General features: G+C 37.0%; 14 protein-coding genes. 4 read left to right on the forward strand and 10 right to left on the reverse strand.

Annotated elements, in window-relative coordinates; all coding sequences use genetic code 11:
• Nucleotides 1-44: 44 nt before the first annotated feature.
• From L1S35_RS06980 to L1S35_RS06990, 3 genes are read right to left on the reverse strand one after another with little or no spacing between them, the layout of a single operon-like run.
• The gene (locus L1S35_RS06980; RefSeq protein WP_236398420.1) at nucleotides 45-2345 is read right to left on the reverse strand and encodes an oxidoreductase; all 2301 of its coding nucleotides are present in this window, start codon (nucleotides 2343-2345) and stop codon (nucleotides 45-47) included.
• Nucleotide 2346: 1 nt separating this feature from the next.
• On the reverse strand, nucleotides 2347-2799 hold the full coding sequence (locus L1S35_RS06985; protein WP_236398423.1) for an SRPBCC domain-containing protein: 453 nt from the start codon (nucleotides 2797-2799) through the stop codon (nucleotides 2347-2349).
• A gap of 2 nt (nucleotides 2800-2801) precedes the next feature.
• Entirely contained in the window at nucleotides 2802-3407 is a 606-nt protein-coding gene (locus tag L1S35_RS06990; RefSeq protein WP_236398426.1) for a flavin reductase family protein, read from the reverse strand.
• Nucleotides 3408-3549: 142 nt separating this feature from the next.
• Between L1S35_RS06990 and acs the strand changes: the two genes are divergently transcribed.
• Complete coding sequence (gene acs / locus L1S35_RS06995) at nucleotides 3550-5457, forward strand: acetate--CoA ligase (RefSeq protein WP_236398429.1); 1908 nt, start codon at nucleotides 3550-3552, stop codon at nucleotides 5455-5457.
• A 58-nt stretch (nucleotides 5458-5515) separates the two neighbouring features.
• Here the strand turns inward: acs and clpB are convergent, their stop codons facing one another.
• Entirely contained in the window at nucleotides 5516-8119 is a 2604-nt protein-coding gene (clpB, locus tag L1S35_RS07000; RefSeq protein ID WP_236398432.1) for an ATP-dependent chaperone ClpB, read from the reverse strand.
• 206 nt (nucleotides 8120-8325) lie between these two features.
• On the opposite strand from clpB, the gene ytxJ reads away from it, so the two are divergent.
• Nucleotides 8326-8712, forward strand: coding sequence for a bacillithiol system redox-active protein YtxJ (gene ytxJ / locus L1S35_RS07005; RefSeq protein WP_236398435.1), 387 nt, complete (start codon nucleotides 8326-8328; stop codon nucleotides 8710-8712).
• A 1-nt stretch (nucleotide 8713) separates the two neighbouring features.
• Here the strand turns inward: ytxJ and proB are convergent, their stop codons facing one another.
• From proB to L1S35_RS07020, 3 genes are read right to left on the reverse strand one after another with little or no spacing between them, the layout of a single operon-like run.
• Nucleotides 8714-9484 (reverse strand): glutamate 5-kinase, encoded by a 771-nt coding sequence (gene proB / locus L1S35_RS07010; RefSeq protein WP_236398438.1) that lies wholly within the window; start codon nucleotides 9482-9484, stop codon nucleotides 8714-8716.
• Nucleotides 9468-10664, reverse strand: a complete 1197-nt coding sequence (locus L1S35_RS07015; RefSeq protein WP_236398442.1) for a glutamate-5-semialdehyde dehydrogenase — start codon at nucleotides 10662-10664, stop codon at nucleotides 9468-9470. Before L1S35_RS07015 ends, proB begins: the two co-directional genes overlap by 17 nt.
• Nucleotides 10665-10673: 9 nt before the next feature.
• A complete protein-coding gene (locus tag L1S35_RS07020; protein ID WP_236398445.1) occupies nucleotides 10674-11858 on the reverse strand; it encodes a hypothetical protein in 1185 nt (394 codons plus the stop codon).
• A gap of 252 nt (nucleotides 11859-12110) precedes the next feature.
• Here L1S35_RS07020 and L1S35_RS07025 point away from each other — a divergent pair, with 252 nt between their 5' ends.
• Nucleotides 12111-15107, forward strand: coding sequence for a fibronectin type III domain-containing protein (locus L1S35_RS07025; protein WP_236398448.1), 2997 nt, complete (start codon nucleotides 12111-12113; stop codon nucleotides 15105-15107).
• A 71-nt stretch (nucleotides 15108-15178) separates the two neighbouring features.
• On the opposite strand, the gene thrC is transcribed toward L1S35_RS07025, so the two are convergent.
• The 3 genes from thrC to thrA all read right to left on the reverse strand — a co-directional run bounded on the left by thrC (nucleotide 15179) and on the right by thrA (nucleotide 20001).
• The gene (gene thrC, locus L1S35_RS07030) at nucleotides 15179-16465 is read right to left on the reverse strand and encodes a threonine synthase (RefSeq protein WP_236398451.1); all 1287 of its coding nucleotides are present in this window, start codon (nucleotides 16463-16465) and stop codon (nucleotides 15179-15181) included.
• 69 nt (nucleotides 16466-16534) lie between these two features.
• Nucleotides 16535-17455, reverse strand: coding sequence for a homoserine kinase (locus L1S35_RS07035; RefSeq protein WP_236398455.1), 921 nt, complete (start codon nucleotides 17453-17455; stop codon nucleotides 16535-16537).
• Nucleotides 17456-17553: 98 nt separating this feature from the next.
• A complete protein-coding gene (gene thrA / locus L1S35_RS07040) occupies nucleotides 17554-20001 on the reverse strand; it encodes a bifunctional aspartate kinase/homoserine dehydrogenase I (protein ID WP_236398458.1) in 2448 nt (815 codons plus the stop codon).
• A gap of 198 nt (nucleotides 20002-20199) precedes the next feature.
• Between thrA and L1S35_RS13315 the strand changes: the two genes are divergently transcribed.
• Nucleotides 20200-20334, forward strand: coding sequence for a hypothetical protein (locus tag L1S35_RS13315; protein WP_255700832.1), 135 nt, complete (start codon nucleotides 20200-20202; stop codon nucleotides 20332-20334).
• The last annotated feature ends 12 nt before the right edge of the window (nucleotides 20335-20346 follow it).

The raw sequence follows: 20346 nt of genomic DNA on the forward strand, positions 1-20346 counted from the left end.
CCAATTAATATCTGTTTTGGAATTTGGGATTTGTTTTTCGTTATTTAATCTTTTTTATTGCTCTTTGGTTTCAATGCTATTTTCATGCTTTCCGTTTGCTTTCTTTCGGCTGCTTTTAACGGATACAAATGAGAACTTCCCATTTTGTATTGATTTGGAATATCATCTGTTTGAAATTGTTCGTAGGCCTGAGCATTTCGAACAAAGTTTGCATCGGCCAATAATGGTCGGCCAAGTGCCACCAAATCGGCTCTTCCGTTAAGAATGATGGTATTGATTTGATCAATGTCCTGAATGTAACCCGTTGTAATAGTTGGAATATGAACTATATTTCGAACCAAATCGGAGAACGGTGTTTGCCACATTCTTCCTGTTTGTGGTTTCTGATTTGCTACCGTATTTCCGGTTGAAACATTTATGATATCGGCACCGGCATTTTTGAATGCGTTTGCGATTGTCAAAACATCTTCTTCTGAAATGCCGTTTTCTGCCCAATCAGTTGCAGATATTCTAACGGACATTGGTTTTTCTTTTGGAAAGGCATTTCGCATTTCGCTAAAAACAAGTAGCGGAAATTTTAATCGGTTTTCGATGCTTCCGCCAAATTCATCCGTTCTTACATTCGTCAAAGGCGATAGGAAAGAGGCTAACAAAAATCCGTGATGTGCTTGTAATTCTATCATGTCAAAACCGGCTTCGTCAGCATTTTTTGTTGCCTGAACAAATTGGGAAGTAACCAAATCCATGTCTGCTGAAGTCATTTCTTTTGGCACCGAATAATTTTCGTCAAATGCTATTGGTGATACTGAGATTAATTCCCATGGATTTTTAATTGGTTCGGTTTCCCATGGTTTTTTAGCGGCACCTTTTCGACCTGAATGACCAAGCTGAATCCCGATTTTTGTTTGGGTATTTTTATGGATAAAATCTATAATTGATTTCCACTTAAGTAATTGTTCTTGAGTGTATATTCCTGTACAACCTAAAGTAATACGTCCCGTTTCTGAGACAGCAGTCATTTCGGCAATAATCAATCCGACACCGCCTGTTGCCCGACTTCCATAATGCACCAAATGCCAATCGTCTACCAATCCGTTTTCGGCAGTATATTGTCCCATTGGTGACATTACAATTCGGTTGGGCAATTCTAAATTTCTTAGTTTGAATTTGGTAAAAGCCGGAGGCAAAATTTGATTATTGCCATTGCTATTGAAATTGTCATTGAATTCGGCAAGTACTTTATCTGTAAATGATTTATCTCGTAAGCGAAGGTTTTCATAAGTGACTTTCTTCGCTCTTGTCATGCATCCGAAAGCAAACTGATAAAATGGATGCTGATTGTTTCTGTCCATATTTTCAAACCAGTCTAATGAAACCAGAGCGGCGTGCTGAATCATTTCGACTGTATTTCTTCGGGTTTTGTCATACTGTTCAAAAGCATCTTGTACATTGGTTGGATTGGCAATTACAGCATCTGACAAACCAATAGCAGAATCCATAGCCAATTTAGTTCCCGAACCGATGGAGTAGTGCGCTGTAGCTTTGGCATCGCCAAGCAGCACGATGTTGTTGTGATACCATTTTTCGTTGGTAACATGCGGAAACTGGCGCCAATGTGATTTGTTTGTAATTAAGCCGTGACCGTCTAATTCTTGCTTGAATATTTCAGATATTTTGGCAATAGTATCTTCTTCATTAGTAACTTCAAATCCAAGCTTTTGCCAGGTTTCATCGCTACATTCAAAAATCCATGTACTCATTCCAGGTTGGTATTGATAAGTATGAGCAACTATAGTTCCGTGTGGCGTTGTTCTAAAGAAATAGGTAAAAGCATCTAAAGGTTTGGTTGATCCAAGCCAGACGAAGCGGTTTTTCTTTAATGAAATTTTGGTTCCGAAGTCATTGGCAAATTGCGTTCGGATTGCGCTTCCAATTCCGTCGCAAGCCACAATTATATCAGCAGCTTTGAATTGAGTTATGTCTTCTATGTTTTGCTCGAAGTGAAGATTTACACCTTCTTCGGTGCATCGTTGTTGTAATAATTGCAGTAGTTTTTTTCGGGAACAACCACAGAATCCGTTTCCGGCGATGCTTACGGTTTGACCGTCTCGGGCAATGATGATGTCATCCCAATAAGCAAAATTGCTCCTGATTAACTCATAGGATTTTAAATCTCTGGAAAGGAATTCGCCTAGAGTTTCATCCGAAAATACGACTCCAAATCCGAAACTATCATCGGCTTTGTTGCGTTCGTAAACATCAATTTGGCAATCGGGCATTGCTTTTTTGGTTAGTATCGAAAAGTATAATCCGCCAGGACCGCCACCTATTACTGATATCTTCATATTATTTTTTCATAAAATCAAAAGAACCTTTTCTGAGATTGATTCCGAATTCGAGATAGGCTTTTAAACAAGCCAGGAAATTGGACCAGCCGAATGAATTTCCTGAAAGCCATTTGAGTCCGGCTTCATTGTTTTCCATACTTTTTTCAGATATTTTTACCAAAGTAAAATTGTTGTCAACGGTGGAAAGCTTTATTTCGACCAAAAGATTTTCACCGCTGTTCTCCCAGTAATACGAAATCAAATTTGGCTCAGCTTTGACAATCTTTACAGGAACTTCAATGTCAAATTCGGGAAATTTCCAAATTAGCTCTTTGCCTTCTTCCATTCTTCCGGTGCTTTGTGAAATGAAATAATGGCACATTTTTTCCGGATTTACAATCGCTTCAAAGACCTCGTTTATTGGTTTTGAAATTTGCATTGCCACATTTATTTCTAAAACGTCTGGTTTCATAATTAGTTTCTTTTGACAGCGAAAATTTCTCCGATTTTTGCATAACCCGAACCTGCTAAACGTGCCACAGGCTTATAATTTTCAAGGTTTATTTTGTAATTATCCATCAAGACATCATCTGCAAAATGCATCATTACAATACGGCCAATTATAACACAAGCGCCGCCATTTTTGTGGTCTTCGAGAAAGTAATGATGAACCAACTCACATTCAAAAGTGATTGGGCTTTCTTTGACACGCATTGATTTTATTTTTAAAGACGGAATCGGAGTTACTCCGGCTAATTCAAATTCGTCAATATCAGAATGAACTGCCTGTGCGGTAGAATTCATTTGTTCTGTCAGTTCTTCGGTTACCATATTCACTACAAATTGTTTGGTTGCCAAAACGTTATTGAGTGTGTCTTTATTGGTATTATTTCCTCTGCCTGTAGAAAACATGACATGTGGAGGATCATCTCCGACAGCATTAAAATAAGAAAAGGGTGCTAGGTTATTGACTCCATGCTCGCTAATACTTGAAATCCAACCGATTGGTCTTGGAATTACGGAGCCTGTTAAAAGTTTATAAACGGCAGTATGGTCTAATTCGTTTGGGTCAAATTGCATGGTGTTGTTTCTTTACTACAAATTAAATAAAAAATAGGCAAGTACTATATCGTTTTAGTAAAATATTGCAAGTATTTTGAGAATGAATTTCTTTTTAAATTACAATAAAGTAGTATTTTTATAAAAATATTATTCCAATACTATGAGCTACTATAAAATTCTCAATTTAGAGCATTATTTCAAGATGTATAAAAAATCTGTCCGTGAACCTAGAAAGTTTTGGGATAAGATTGCCGAAGAAAACTTTACTTGGTATCAAAAATGGGAGAAGGTTTTCGATGTTAATTTTTCTGAAGCCAGTTTCAAATGGTTTGTTGATGCCAAAGTTAATATTACCAAAAACTGTATTGACAGGCATTTAGCGAGACGTGGCGATAAAACGGCTATCATCTTTGAACCAAATAATCCTGATGAAGAGGCACTTCATATTAGTTATAACGAATTGTATGAACGAGTTGCCAGAATGGCTAATGTGCTTCGTGAACAGGGCATACAAAAAGGAGACAGAGTTTGTATTTATTTGCCAATGATTCCCGAATTAGCGGTTGCTACATTGGCTTGTGCCCGAATTGGAGCCATACATTCAGTAGTGTTTGCCGGATTTTCTGCATCGGCGGTAGCAGCTCGTATTAATGACTGTGAATGTAAAATGGTTATTACATCTGATGGAAGTTATCGTGGAGATAAAACCATAGATTTAAAAGGGATTATAGATGAAGCTTTAGAAAAAGTAACTTGTGTGGAAAAAGTATTGGTGGTGAAAAGAACCAATACCGAAGTAACTATGAAAGAGGGAAGAGATCTTTGGTTACAGCCATTACTGGATGATGCAATTCCGAATAATGTTGCCGAAATCATGGATGCTGAAGATCCGTTGTTTATACTTTATACTTCGGGTTCAACCGGAAAACCAAAAGGAATGGTGCATACCACAGCCGGTTATATGGTTTATACGGCCTATACTTTTAAAAATGTTTTTGCTTACGAAGAGAATGATATTTTTTGGTGTACTGCTGATATTGGTTGGATTACCGGACATTCTTATATTCTTTACGGACCATTATTAAACGGAGCCACAACGGTGATTTTTGAAGGTGTTCCTTCTTATCCTGATTTCAGCCGTTTTTGGGAAGTAATCGAAAGACATAAAGTTACCCAATTCTATACTGCGCCAACAGCTATTCGTTCGTTGGCAAAAGAAAGTTTAGATTATGTACAACGTTTTCCGATGAAATCGTTAAAAGTTATTGGCTCTGTTGGTGAACCAATAAATGAAGAAGCCTGGCATTGGTATAACGATCATGTTGGAGGTAAACGTTGTCCGCTTGTAGATACTTGGTGGCAAACCGAAACCGGAGGCGTTATGATTTCGCCAATTCCGTTTGTAACGCCAACCAAACCAACTTATGCATCATTACCGTTACCTGGAATTCAACCTGTTTTGATGGATGAATTACGAAACGAAATAGAAGGTAATCAGGTTACAGGAGCATTGTGCGTTAAGTTTCCATGGCCATCAATAGCTCGAACTATTTGGGGCGATCACCAACGTTATAAAGACACCTATTTTAAGGCTTTCCCTGGTAAGTATTTTACCGGAGATGGCGCTTTGCGAGATGAAGTAGGGTATTACAGAATCACGGGTAGAGTGGATGATGTGATTATTGTTTCGGGACACAATCTTGGTACAGCTCCTATTGAAGATGCTATCAATGAGCATCCTGCTATTGCTGAAAGTGCTATTGTTGGTTTTCCACATGATGTTAAAGGAAATGCTTTGTATGGTTTTGTTATACTCAAAGAAGTTGGAGAAACCAGAAATCAAGATAATTTAGCCAAGGAGATAAATCAGATTATTTCTAACCAAATTGGTCCGATTGCCAAGTTGGATAAAATCCAATTTGTATCGAGTTTACCTAAAACACGATCCGGGAAAATCATGCGTCGAATTTTGCGAAAGATAGCAGAAGGCGACTTTAGTAACTTTGGAGATACATCAACTTTACTGAATCCTGAAATTGTGGATGAAATTAAAGATGGAAAAGTATAATAAAAAAGCCTATTCAATTTGAATAGGCTTTTTACTAACAACTAATCTTTTATAAATATTATGAAACCAATTCACTTTGGTTTCTAAACACCAATTGTCCGTCAAAACTATCCAAAAGTACAACGCTGTCAGTGGTTATTTTCCCTGCCAGAATTTCTTTGGAAAGTTGGTTTAATACTTCTCTTTGAATGACTCTTTTTACCGGACGCGCTCCAAACTGTGGGTCATAACCTTTCTCTGCTAAATACTCAATGGCTTCCGGCGTAGCATCTAATGTAATGTTTTGATGCGCCAGCATTTTGATAACGCTTTTTAACTGCAAGCCTACAATCTGTTTGATATTGGCATTGGTCAAAGGTGTGAACATGACAATCTCATCGATACGATTGATAAACTCCGGACGAACCGTTTGTTTTAATAAGCCTAAAACTTCAGCTTTGGCAGCTTCGGTTGCGGCTTCCACAGAACCCTTTAGGTTCTCGAATTTATCCTGTATAATAGCACTTCCCATATTGGAAGTCATAATAATTATCGTGTTTTTGAAATCAGCCAAACGTCCTTTGTTATCGGTTAATCTTCCTTCGTCTAATACCTGCAATAGGATGTTGAAGGTATCAGGATGCGCTTTTTCAATTTCGTCTAACAATACTACAGAATACGGTTTTCTACGAACTGCTTCAGTCAACTGTCCGCCTTCGTCATAACCCACATAGCCCGGAGGTGCACCTACTAGTCGGCTTACGCTGTGACGTTCCTGATATTCACTCATGTCAATACGTGTCAGAGCGTTTTCATCATCAAATAAATATTCTGCTAATGCTTTAGCTAATTCGGTTTTCCCAACTCCGGTTGTTCCCAAGAATAAGAAGGTTCCGATTGGTTTTTTCATGTCCTGTAATCCTGCTCGACTTCTGCGAACCGCATCGCTTATCGCTTCAATCGCTTCTTCCTGACCTACGACTCTGTTATGCAGTTCATCTTCTAGTTTTAAAAGTTTTTCTCTTTCGCCTTGGAGCATTTTCATTACCGGAACCCCAGTCCATTTGGCAACGACTTCGGCAATATCCTCACGAGTAACTTCTTCTTTGATTAAGGATGTTCCCGCTTGGTTTTCCTGTAATTGTTTCAGTAATACATCTAAACGTTCCTGTGCCTCTTTAATCTTTCCGTAACGAATTTCGGCTACTTTACCGTAATCACCATCACGTTCAGCACGTTCGGCTTCGTATTTAAAGTCTTCGATTTCGGTTTTTACTAATTGGATATTATCCACAACGTCTTTCTCTGATTTCCATTTGGTGAAAATCTCATTTCTGTCTTCTTTGAGGTTTGCCAAATCCATTTTCAGCCCTTTCATTTTGCTTTCATCATTTTCGCGTTTGATGGCTTCTAATTCGATTTCCAATTGCATAATCTTTCTATCCAAAACGTCTAATTCTTCAGGTTTTGAATTGATTTCCATGCGCAGTTTTGAAGCCGCTTCGTCAATTAAATCGATGGCTTTATCCGGCAGAAAACGATTCGTAATATAACGTTGTGACAATTCAACAGCAGCAATAATAGCTTCGTCTTTTATCTGAACTTTATGATGTGTTTCATATTTTTCCTTAATACCACGAAGGATAGAAATTGCACTTTCGGTATCAGGTTCGTCAATCATAATTTTTTGAAAACGACGTTCCAATGCTTTATCCTTTTCGAAGTATTTTTGATATTCGTCCAAAGTTGTGGCACCGATTGCTCGCAATTCACCACGAGCCAAAGCCGGTTTTAAAATATTAGCTGCATCCATGGCGCCTTCACCACCACCGGCACCAACCAATGTGTGGATTTCATCAATGAAGAGTACAATATCGCCTTCAGCTGAAGTAACTTCTTTTACTACGGCTTTTAATCGTTCTTCAAATTCACCTTTGTATTTGGCACCGGCAATCAGCGAACCCATATCAAGCGAATAAACGACTTTGTCTTTAAGATTTTCGGGAACGTCGCCATCTACGATTCTATGTGCTAAACCTTCGGCAATGGCTGTTTTACCAACACCAGGTTCACCAACGAGCATCGGATTGTTTTTAGTACGGCGCGTTAGTATTTGCAACACTCTTCGAATTTCCTCATCACGTCCGATTACCGGATCCAGTTTCCCCTGACTTGCTAATTCGTTGAGGTTTTTTGCATATTTGTTCAAAGCGTTATAGGTTTCTTCGGCAGAAGCAGAAGTCACGCGTTCGCCTTTTCGGATTTCGGCAATAGCCGATTCTAAACCTTTTTCTGTAACGCCTTGGTCTTTTAAGATTTGGGCGACCTTACTTTTAGATTTGAATATGGCCAAAATTAAATGTTCGATAGAAACATATTCATCGTTCATTTTTTTGGCAATGCTATTCGCTTCATTCAAAGCATTGTTAGCCTCACGAGACAACATGAGTTCACTTCCTGAAACTTTTGGAAAGCTTTGAATAGTGCTGTCTAAAATCTTTTTAAATAAATCGACATTCACATTGAGTTTTTTCAAAATGAATGGTGTTACGTTTTCGTCAACCTCCAGAATTCCTTTAAAAATATGTTCGTTCTCGAGTTGTTGCTGACCAAAACCTTGCGCAATCTGCTGTGCTTGTTGCAAAGCCTCTTGCGATTTGATTGTTAAATTATTTATGTTCATTTTTTTATTGTTTGTAGTTTTATTCCGCTACGCTCCATACAATTTGGCTACGCCTCGGGTGTTGTTTATAGATTATGCTTAAAAGTTGTTTACTTTTGCCGTAGATTGGTCAATTTGTATTCCAATGTAAAATTACAGACAGAATGTCTTTTTTTAAATGATTTTTATCATATAAGCAAGACAAAGTGTCTTAAAAACAGACAATTATGGGTATTTTAAATAACATTTTTAGTTCTTCAGAAGAAAACCAATCCGATTCAAAAGTAGGATGGAGGCAGTTGGCTGATTTAGGTCAACTGAATGAAATAATTACCGAGTCAGCAGAAAAGCCCGTTATTATTTTTAAACACAGTACGCGTTGTGGTGTGAGCCGAATGGTTTTGAAGCAATTTGAAAACGAGTTTGATTTACAAGAAAAAATTACACCTTATTTCTTAGACTTGTTAGAACACAGAAATGTCTCGAACGAAATTGCCAGTCGGTTTGGCGTATTTCATCAATCGCCACAACTAATTGTTATCAGGGATGGAATTGCGGTTTACAATGAATCGCATGGAAGTATAGATGCCGGACAATTAGAGCAGTTTATTTAAGTTATACTATTTTAGTAAACCTATTTTCATTATTTAAAGCTTTCAGGATAAAGTTATCTTCTAATCCATTGACAATCCAAGTTTCTATTTTGCCTTCTTTGGCAATGGTTGCCGCTTCAATTTTAGATTGCATTCCGCCTGTGCCATGTGAAGACTTTGAATCACCGATTTCTTTTTCCAATACTTTTAAATCGGTTACTATAGAAATGGTTTCCGGAATTTCATTGTTGATGGAAGCTTTGGTATAAATTCCATCAGTATTAGTGGCAATGATTAATATATCAACATTCAATAAAACAGCGGTTAGTGCCGCCAACTTATCATTATCACCAAATTGAATTTCATCAGTAGCTACCGTATCATTTTCATTGATGATTGGAATATAATTATTCTTTAATAATACGTTTATGGTGTTTACAATATTGACTTTGGATTGTTCTTTCTCAAAATCGGAATAGGATAACAGGCATTGGGAAATGAGCAAACCCAAATCGCTAAAGTTTTCCTGATAAATGCGCATCAAATGAGGTTGTCCTATAGAAGCCAAGGCTTGTTTTACAAAGACTTCCTTATCCTGACTTTCTAATTTTACAAACTGTTTGGCTGCAGCAATAGCGCCGGAACTTACGATTACAAATTCGTAGTCGTCTTTTAATGCAGCAATTTGTATCCCAATATCTTCAATCTTTCCTCTCGAAATATGATTGGTTTCTTTGGTTAAGGTATTGCTTCCTATTTTTAAAAGTATTCTTTTTTTACCTGATTTGTCCATTGCCGTAAATATACCATTTATTAGTCACTAAATGTTGCAAACCTAATGGTCCACGTTGGTGAAGCTTATCGGTACTGATGGCTAATTCGCCTCCAAGTCCAAATTGTCCGCCATCTGTAAAACGTGTTGAAGCATTTTGATATACTGCTGCTGCATCTACATTTTCCATAAAATCTTGTGCAATTGCATCATTTGAAGTGATGATTGATGCCGAGTGTCCACCACAGTAAGTGTTGATTTTATCAATGGCTTCCTGGTTTGAGTTAACCGTTCCAATGACAATTTTATAATCTAAAAACTCTTCATGCCAGATAGAATCCGATTCAATTTGAGGAACGTTGGTTACTTTTGAAATAGTGGCATCGCCCAAAACAGTAACATTTCGCTGCTGTAATTCCGACACTACATTTTTTGCAAATACTTCCCAATTTGGAAGATTTATATCGATAAGTACTTTGTCTAACGCATTGCAAACTGAAATATTAGATGTTTTACCATTAATGATGATTGCTAATGCTTTTTCTATATCAGCTTCCGGACTTACATACACAAAATTATTACCTCTTCCGCTAACAATTACTGGGCAAGTTGCGTGTTTTTTCACAAACTCTATTAGCGATTCTCCACCTCTTGGAACAATTAAATCTACTTTTTGAGAAGGCTTTTCTAAGAACTGTTGGGTTTCTTTTCTATCAAAATTTAAATAGTTAATCCAACTATTTGGGATGCCGTTATCTGATAAAGCCTGATGCCATAAAGACATAATCTTTAGATTAGAAAGCAGAGATTCTTTACCGCCTTTCAATAGAATTCTGTTTCCGGATTTAAACGCTATAGCTGTTGCTTCAACTGTTACATCAGGTCTTGATTCATAAATGATTAAAATAGTTCCGAAAGCGGCTGTTTTGTTTTGAATTTTCATGCCATTTTCAGAAGTAAAATTGTATAGGACTTTCCCAACAGGATCTTCCTGACCGACTAATTCCAATAAGGAAGCAATCATACCGTCTATTTTTTGATCATCAACCAAAAGTCGTTTTTTCATTGCCAAATCATCACCGGAATAGTTAGCAATATCTTCCTGATTAATAACTTTGATGTTGGCTCTTTCTTGCCCAAGAAGTGCTGCCATTCTGGTTAGAACGGTATTTCTTTTAGCTAATGTGACGGAATTAAGCATAATTGATTACTATCTTCTAAATTTATTTCTGGAAATAATATCTTTTAGTTTGGCTTTTAAATCGTTTCCGGTATCAAAAACCATTTGCTCGTTGCTTGGGAACGGAACGACTTTTCTATCGAAGTTAGGATAATACGTTTCTTCACAAGCACGTTTGTCGCCTTTATATCTAGAGTAAATATTGGTAAATACAAATTCACTTGCTAGCGGAAAGGTTTCGATTAGTTGATTACTTTTAAAGTTGATATAATCTACTTTAGCGGTTACCTGACATGATTTTATTTGTGAAAACTCATAAATACTGATACGAATTGTTTTCATATTATCGACTTTGATGGGATTTCCTAAACTGTCTTTTACAATATTTCCATTAGCATCTAAAAGGTTTTTGACACCATCTTTAATCAGTTTCTCTTTGTCAAATTGCTTTTCTTTTACCTGCTCAGGTGAGATATTGATTTGACGGAAGTTGACAATCAATCCATAATCATAATCAATTCCTTTTTGACGGTTGCTGTGATAGACAGTCCATTTATCATTCAAACCATAAGTGCTGAAGTCCAACAAATCATTTTCTAAACGAACCGGAATCACCATATTGGTTTCGTTTTTGGTATAAACACTAACAAAATCGGTTCCTTTGAACTTGGCTTCTTCTGTTAGTTTGGCAACATCTTTGAATCCGGGATTAATACTTTCTAAATAAACCAAATCATCATAAGCACGGCGAATAGTCATTTTGTCTTTCGTAACCAAAAGCGCTTTAGAATTGTCATAAAGGAATTTTGACAAGGCGTTTTTGCTACTCACAATTTGGTCGGTATAATCATCAAAAGGAAATTGAGCGTCACGACCTTCTTTAAGTAATTTTAATGGCAATAAAGGTCGGATTTGTTCCTGACGATAATTCAACTGAATATAAGTGTTGTATATTTTTTCTAAGTTCTGTGGATTGGCATCTTTAAACCAAGCATTAATTTCACGCAAATCGCGTTCTTTGGCTTTGGCAAAAGCTTCTTCAAGCATATAGACATAGTCTTGTCTGCCTTTTGCATTTTTATTGCCACGCAAACCATCAACTGCGTTTCTGATGGCAGCATCATAATCACCGGAAGTTAACAATTCACGGGTTTGTCTAACACCACAAGATGTAACAATAAGTAATAAGGCTAGCAGAGAAGTAATTTTTTTCATGGGATACTTGGTTTAGAGACAAAAATAGGAAAAATCGTTTTAAACTATAAGTCTTTACTTTGTTTATTGTTTATAAGATAATATGGTTCTGTAGGAACTAATTTTAGTCTGTTTAATTTAAATTGTATAAATGTAAGAATATCGCGTATTCATTGAGTTATTTGCTATTTTTTAACAAAAAAAAGAATGTAAATGATTTCAAAGTGTAAATATTAACTAAATTTACATGTTAAACAAACCAATATAAACCGTATGAAAAAATGCTACACTCTTGTAACCATTTTGTTATTTGCTCTTCAGTTGCTAGTACCAACACAGTTAGAAGCGCAATGTAATGCACCGGTAGAATTATCGGCAGCTAATGTAAGTCAGACAACAGCTTATTTACATCTGAATACAACAACGGCAAATGCCCTTTTGTATAATATTCGTTATCACGTTTCCGGAACTGCTACCTGGACGGTATTGGAGCGTGTTGGTTTACCATATCAGTTAGGAAATTTAACTTGTGGAAGTACTTATGAATGGCAGGCACAATTAATTTGCACAAATTCAGAAGGAACAACATTAAGTGATTGGTCATCTGTTTCAACATTTGCTACTCTGGCTTGTACAATTCCACCGTGTAATGCGCCAACCGGATTATCGGCGACTAATGTAAGTCAGACAGGAGCATCTTTATATTTATCTCCAACATCGGGTAATACGGGTACATTTCATATCCGTTATCACGTATCCGGAACTACTACTTGGACAGTTCTTGAGAATGTTACACTGCCTTATCAATTGGGTAATTTGACTTGCGGTACAGCTTACGAATGGCAAGTGAGGTTAGTGTGTCCAGCCGGTTCAGCAACCACTGTTAGTCCAATATCGGAGGTAGGGACTTTCACGACTTTAGCTTGTTCAACACCTTGTAATGCCCCAACTGAATTAACAGTTACTAATGTTAGTCAAACCGGAGCTTATCTATATTTATCTCCAACTTCAGCTAATACAGGAACATTTAATATTCGCTATCTTGGAGGACCTACAACAACTTGGACAACGCTTACTAATGTTACTTTACCTTATCAATTAGGGAATTTGACATGCGGTACTACTTATGAATGGCAGGTGCAACGAATTTGCACAAATTCAGCAACGGGTGCAACTACTACATTCAGTGATTGGTCAACAGGAGCAGCGTTTACCACTTTGGCTTGTACGCCAACACCATGTAATGCACCAATAGGTTTAACTGTTGGTAACATTAGTCAAACCGGAGCGAATATCTATTTAACTCCAACATCAAATAATATAGGTTTATTTACTATTCGTTATCATGTTGGTACAAGTACCACATGGACAGTTCTTGAAAATGTTACCTTACCATATCAACTTGGAAATTTAACTTGCGGTACTACTTATGAATGGCAGGTAAGATTAATTTGTCCGGGAACTACAGGAACAACAACTACAACTAGTCCTTGGTCAGCAGGAGGGTTGTTTACTACATTAGCTTGTACACCAGCACCATGTAATGCGCCAACAGGATTATCTGCAACTAATGTTAGTCAAACAGGAGCGTATTTGTATTTATCTCCAACATCAGGCAATACGGGTAGGTTTAATATTCGTTATAACGGAGGAGGCACTATGACTTGGAGAGTGGTAGAAAATGTTACGCTGCCTTATCAGTTAGCTAATTTAAGCTGTGGTACTACATATGAATGGCAGGCTCAGCAAATTTGTACAAATACTCCAACAGGAACAACTACCACAGTTAGTCCTTGGTCAACAGGAGGAACATTTACAACTTTGGCTTGCTCATCACCATGTAATGCTCCAACAGGATTATCAGCCACTAATGTTAGCCAAACCGGAGCGTATTTGTATTTATCTCCAACATCAGGTAATACGGGTGTTTTTAATATTCGTTATCATGCTGTAAACGTTACAACATGGACGGCTGTTGAACGTGTTGCCTTACCTTATCAATTAGGAAATTTGGCTTGTGGTACAACTTATGAATGGCAAGTGCAACAAGTTTGTACAAATTCAGCAATAGGAACAACTGCAGTTAGTACTTGGTCAACTGCCGGGACATTTACGACATTAGCTTGTACACCAGCATCATGTATTGCCCCAACCGGATTATCGGCAACTAATGTTAGTCAAACCGGAGCGTATTTATATTTATCGCCAACTTCAGGCAATACGGGAATGTTTACTATTCGTTATCATGCTGCCAATACTACCACATGGACAGTAGTTGAACATACAACCTTACCTTATCAATTAGGAAATTTGGCTTGTGGAACTGCTTATGAATGGCAGGTAAGACGAATTTGTACAAATTCAGCGGGTACAGCTACGTTGAGTGATTGGTCAACAGCAGGAGTGTTTACTACATTAGCATGTACTACAGTTCCATGTAACGCCCCAACAGGGTTAGCAGCAACTAATGTTAGTCAGACCGGTGCTTATTTATATTTATCTCCAACTTCAGGTAATACAGGAATCTTTAATATTCGTTATCACGCTGCAAATGCCACAACATGGTCAGTAATTGAGCGTGTTAATTTACCATATCAGTTAGGCAATTTAACTTGTGGCACCACTTATGAATGGCAGACACAATTGATTTGTATGGATCCTTTGACAGGCGCACCTTTATCAACAGTTAGTCCATGGTCAGTTGGAGGAGTGTTTACGACTTTGCCTTGTACAGCAACAGCATGTGGCGTTCCGATAGAATTGAGAACAACAAATATCAATCCGACAAGTGCTATGCTTCATTGGAATCCTGTCCCTGGCGCAGTTGCTTATATTGTTCGTTATAGAAGAGCCAATAATACAACTCTTGATTTTATTTCGGTTACTTCTAATACGAACTCGATTGCTCTTAACAATTTGTTAGCTGGTTCTAATTATATCTGGCAGGTTCAGGCAGTTTGTTCGACTACAGTGGGAGGGTTAAGTGCATTTTCAGCAACAGCTACTTTTGTAACAACATCAGTAAGTGTATATCCAAATCCAGCCACTGGGTACGTAAATGTATCTTTTTGGTTACCTAAGGCATCGAATGTATCTCTTGTATTGCGAGATAGTTATGGGCAAATAGTCTATTCATTAACGAGTTTGATGCCGGAAGGAAATAATACTATTCAAATAAATACTGCAGGCTTGAGTATTGGTTTGTATGTTTTAACCGTACAGACCGAATTTTATACTACTACTTCTAAAGTCGTCATTGGTCGTTATTAACATAAATCTATAAAATGAAAATACCCGAAATACTAATTGCATTTCGGGTATTTTTTATAGTTTAATAATAATTAGCCTAAAAACGTTTTAAACTCTTCATAAGTCTTAATCTTAGTGCGTACTTTTTCTTTGCCTAAAACACTTTCTATTTGTGTTGGAATTGGCAACTTTAGATTTAATAAGGGCTCAACCGTATCTAAGAATTTAATTGGATGTGCGGTTTCTAAAAACACACCAACGCTGTTTGGCTGTTTTGTCATTTCTTTTTTCAGACCGAGATAACCTACAGCGCCATGTGGTTCGGCTATGTATTTTGTCTGGTTGTAAATGTCTTTGATGGCAATTTCGGTTTCAGCATCTGTATAGGAATAAGAGGAAAAGTCTTTTTCAAATTCAGATAAATTGTTGTGATATAACTCCTGAATTCGGACAAAATTACTCGGATTCCCCACATCCATTGCATTGGAAATAGTAGCGATAGATGGCTTTGGATCGTAATTTCCTTTTTCTAAAAATCTTGGAACAGTATCATTTGCATTAGTAGAAGCCACAAAATGAGCTATAGGTAATCCTAATCGTTTTGCCATGATACCTGCGCAGATATTACCAAAGTTTCCACTTGGACAAGACAGAATAATTGGTTTGTTGTGTTTCTTTAATTGTTGGTACGCAAAGAAAATATAGAACATTTGCGGCAACCAACGTGCAATATTAATCGAATTGGCTGAGGTTAGATTTTTGTGTTTCAAACTGTCATCAAGGAAAGCTTTTTTGACCATGTCCTGACAATCATCAAAAACACCTTCAACTTCGAGAGCTTTTATATTTTGACCTAAAGTTGTCAATTGTCTTTCCTGTATATCGCTCACTTTACCGGATGGATAGAGAATAATAACTTCTACACCTTTAACACCTAGAAAACCACTGGCAACGGCACCACCAGTATCACCGGAAGTTGCTACTAAAACGGTATTTTTAATATCTTTATCTTTGTTAAAATACGCCAAACATCTCGACATAAATCTTCCGCCAACATCTTTAAACGCCATTGTTGGTCCGTGAAAAAGCTCTAGAGAAAATACATTGTCTTCTACAGGCACACATGGAAAGTCAAAACAAAGAGTTTCCGCTATAATGCGTTTAAGTTCCGTTTCCGGTATCTCATCACCTACGAATTGTTTAATAGCTTCATAAGCAATTTCTTCGTGAGACAAGTTTTCAATATTGGAAAAGAAAGAGTCGGGTAGTGCAGTTATGCTTTCCGGAAAATACAAACCTTTATCAGGTGCTAATCCTGCAACGACCGCTTCCTGAAAACTAACTTTATGCGATTTGTTATTTAAACTGTAATATTTCATTATTAAGTACGATTTACGAAGTTGGAAGTACGAAATAAACTTTGTATATCGTACCTCGTACTTCTAACTTTATATAATTTTAGTTCCCTCATCATTCACTTTTGAAATATGAATATCAAAGGCAATTCCTGTATCTGTGTATGCGTTACTCATACTTTTGGCAACAGTGTCAGCAATGATTTTTCCTTTGCACAATGCAAAAATTGATGGTCCGGCACCTGAAATTCCTGCACCTAAAGCGCCGTTGTCGAGTGCAGCACTTTTGACTTTATCAAAATTCGGAATTAAATGTTTTCTTGCTGGTTCAACTATTACATCGTTCAACGAACGACCAATTAGTTCATAATCTTTGATATATAAACCGGCAATTAATCCACCAAGGTTTCCCCATTGCGTAATAGCAGATTTTAATGGAACTGTTGGTGATAAAACGGCACGTGCATCAGAAGTCTTTACTTCGATATGCGGATGCAAGACAACAGCATAAATTTCACTTGGACTTTCAATCTTAATCACATCTAACGGATTGTAACCGCGAACCAAGGTAAAGCCTCCAAGAATACAAGGTGCTACATTATCAGCATGTTCGCTTCCGCTGGCAACTGCTTCGCCTTTCATGGCAAAATCAACTAATTCATGTTTGGTAAATGGTTTTCCCAAAAGTTCGTTGATGCCAAAAACTGCTCCGGCCGCACTGGCAGAAGAACTTCCAATACCACTTCCGGCTTTTATTTTTTTATGGATTTCGATTTCAAAACCAAAGTCAGATTGTGTAGCATTTAATAATGCTAAACCCGCAACACCAGCGACATTCTTTTCTGTTTCAAGAGGTAAATCTGCTCCGGTGATTTTGGTTATTTTGATGCCTTTTTCAGCAACTTTCCGAATAACCATTTCGTCACCAATACCATCCAGACATAATCCCATAACATCAAATCCGCAATTGAGATTGGCGATAGTGGCAGGACAGAATATTTTTATTTCGTTCATTTTTTGAGGTTCTGAGGTTCTGAGGTTTTGAGGTTCTGAGGTTCTGAGGTTTTTCATTTTCCTTAGTTCCTTAGCGCCTTAGTCTCTTAGAACCTTAGTTATACATTTCCAATTCTAATTACGTCAGCAAAAATTCCTGATGCTGTTACTGCAGCACCGGCACCGGCACCTTTTATGATTAAAGGTTGATCAACATAACGGTCAGTATAAAACTCAACGATATTATCTTTTCCTTCCAGATTGTAAAACGGACTTTCTTTTGGAATGAATTGCAATCCAACCGACGCTTTTCCGTTATCAAATTTGGCAACAAATTTAATGCGACTGTCTTTTGATTTGGCTTCTGCTAACAGTTTGTTGAAATGGTCGTCGTGCTTCGTTAATGATTTAAAGAAATCGTCATTATTGGTTGTATCCATGCATTCTTTTGGCAGGAAACAATTATTTTCGATTTCTTCAATATCCATTTTGTAACCGCTTTCGCGGATAAGAATTAATATCTTTCTGGCAACATCTACACCGCTCAAATCTATTTTTGGATCTGGCTCTGTAAATCCTTGTACACCAGCTTCTTTTACAACATCATGAAAATTATAAGTTTCACTGAAATTATTAAAAATAAAGTTCAAACTTCCCGATAAAACCGCCTGAATTTTATTCACTTTATCACCCGAAGCAATCAAATGTTTTAGTGTATCGATGATTGGTAATCCGGCACCGACATTTGTTTCGAAAAGGAAAGGAGCATTATATTTTCGGGATAGATTTTTAAGGTTTTTGTAATTGTCATATTCAGATGAACAGGCAATTTTGTTACACGTTACCACGGCAATATTTTGACTTAAGAACTTATCATAAATGCCAGCAATGTCATAATTTGCCGTTATATCTACAAAGATGCTGTTGCGTAAGTTGAGGTCTTTTACTTTGGTAATAAAGCTTTCAACGTTTGCTTTTTCACCTTCGGCAAGGGCCGTTTTCCAGTCTTTTAAATTGATTCCTTCTTCATCAAAAACCATTGTTCTTGAATTCGACATAGCAATAACGCGAAGATTTATTTTTAGGTTTTCTTTTAGGAACTTCTTTTGTTGTGCAATTTGGTCAATGAATTTCTCACCCACATTTCCAACACCCATTACGAATAAATTCAACTGTTTGGTATTGTCTTCAAAGAAACGCTCGTGCAATGTGTTAAGTGCTTTCTTAACATCTTTTTCATTAATTACCACAGAGATGTTTCTTTCGGAAGCACCTTGTGCAATCGCTCGGATATTCACATTGTTTTTACCTAAAGTGCTAAACATTTTACCGCTGATTCCTTGATGGTTTTTCATGCTTTCGCCAACAAGTGCTACGATGCACAGATCTTTTTCCACAATCGTTGGGTCAACTCTGTTTTGAGCAATTTCGATTTCAAAGGCTTTATCAATTGCTGCTTTAGCCCTGTCAGCATCAGCATTCAGAATACCAATGCAAATAGAGTGTTCCGAAGAAGCTTGCGTAATAAAAATCACATTGATGTTATTTTGCGAAAGCACTTCAAATAATCGTTTGGATGAACCTGCAACACCAATCATACCCGAACCTTCGAGTGTCAGTAATGAGATGTTATCGATATGCGAAATTCCCTTGATTGGATTCGTTGTAGCTTTTGGAGTATCAGAAATCAGTGTTCCGTAAACTTCAGGTTCAAATGTATTTTTGATAAAAATAGGGATGCTGTCTTTTAACACTGGTTGTATAGTTGGCGGATACAATACTTTGGCACCAAAATGCGACAACTCCATTGCTTCCTGATACGAAATAGTCTCTATAGGTTGTGACTGTTTTACAATTCTTGGATTAGCAGTAAACATACCATTTACATCGGTCCAGATTTCTAAAATATCAGCTTTTACCGCTGCGGCGATAATTGCTGCAGTATAATCAGAGCCGCCACGACCAAGCGTTGTTGTATTGCCATCGATTGATGAAGCAATAAAACCGGGAAATAATACGACTTGATTGGTATCGGACTTAAAATAATCGGCAATTAGTTTATTGGTTACGGTAAAATCAACGGCCGCTTTTCCGAAGTTAGAATCGGTTTTGATTAGCTCGCGACTGTCTTTAAACGTTGAGCTTTTTACTTTTTGTTTCAACGCAACGGCAATGATTTGAGACGATAATAATTCACCAAATCCAGCCACAATATCAGCTGTTCTGTTAGACAATTCACCTAAAAGAAAACATCCATCAAGTAAAGTTTTTAAGTGATTGATATTGCCATTAATCGTATCGATAAGATTGCCTTGCTCGCTCAACGGAATTAACTCGTCGATAGCATCCTTGTGTTTTTTCTCTATTTGACTGACAATGTCTTTGTAATTTTTGTCTTTAGCAGAAGCCGTTTTTCCGGCTAAGATTAACATATCAGTTACACCACTGAAAGCAGAAACCACAACGGCTAGTTTATCTTCTTTGCTTTTATTGGTTACAATGGCTATTGTTTTTGAAATATTTTCTGAATTGGCTACTGATGTTCCGCCAAATTTTAATACTATCATAATTTAAATTTAAATTCCAAAGAATTAAATTCCAAATTCCAATTAAATTTCAAACTCTAAGAGTTCAAAAAAGCATTTTATGCTAGTATTTGAATTTTGGAAAATTGTCTTTTGTGTTTTATTTGTTATTTGTATTTTATCATTTGTGATTTGCATAACTTACTTACTCTCTACCGAAAGTCCATGAATAAGGATTATATGAAAGATTATACCCCAAACGGGGTTGTAGTTGATGTGGTAGCAATAATAATTACAGCCAATAAATTAGCTGCTGATGCTGAAGTAAATATGTTTTTATTATTCCACATGATTTTCAAAAATACTACTTTTTGAATAGTAAAAAAG

Origin of the sequence: Flavobacterium anseongense (genome assembly GCF_021608185.1) — a bacterium.
Lineage (GTDB): Bacteria > Bacteroidota > Bacteroidia > Flavobacteriales > Flavobacteriaceae > Flavobacterium > Flavobacterium anseongense.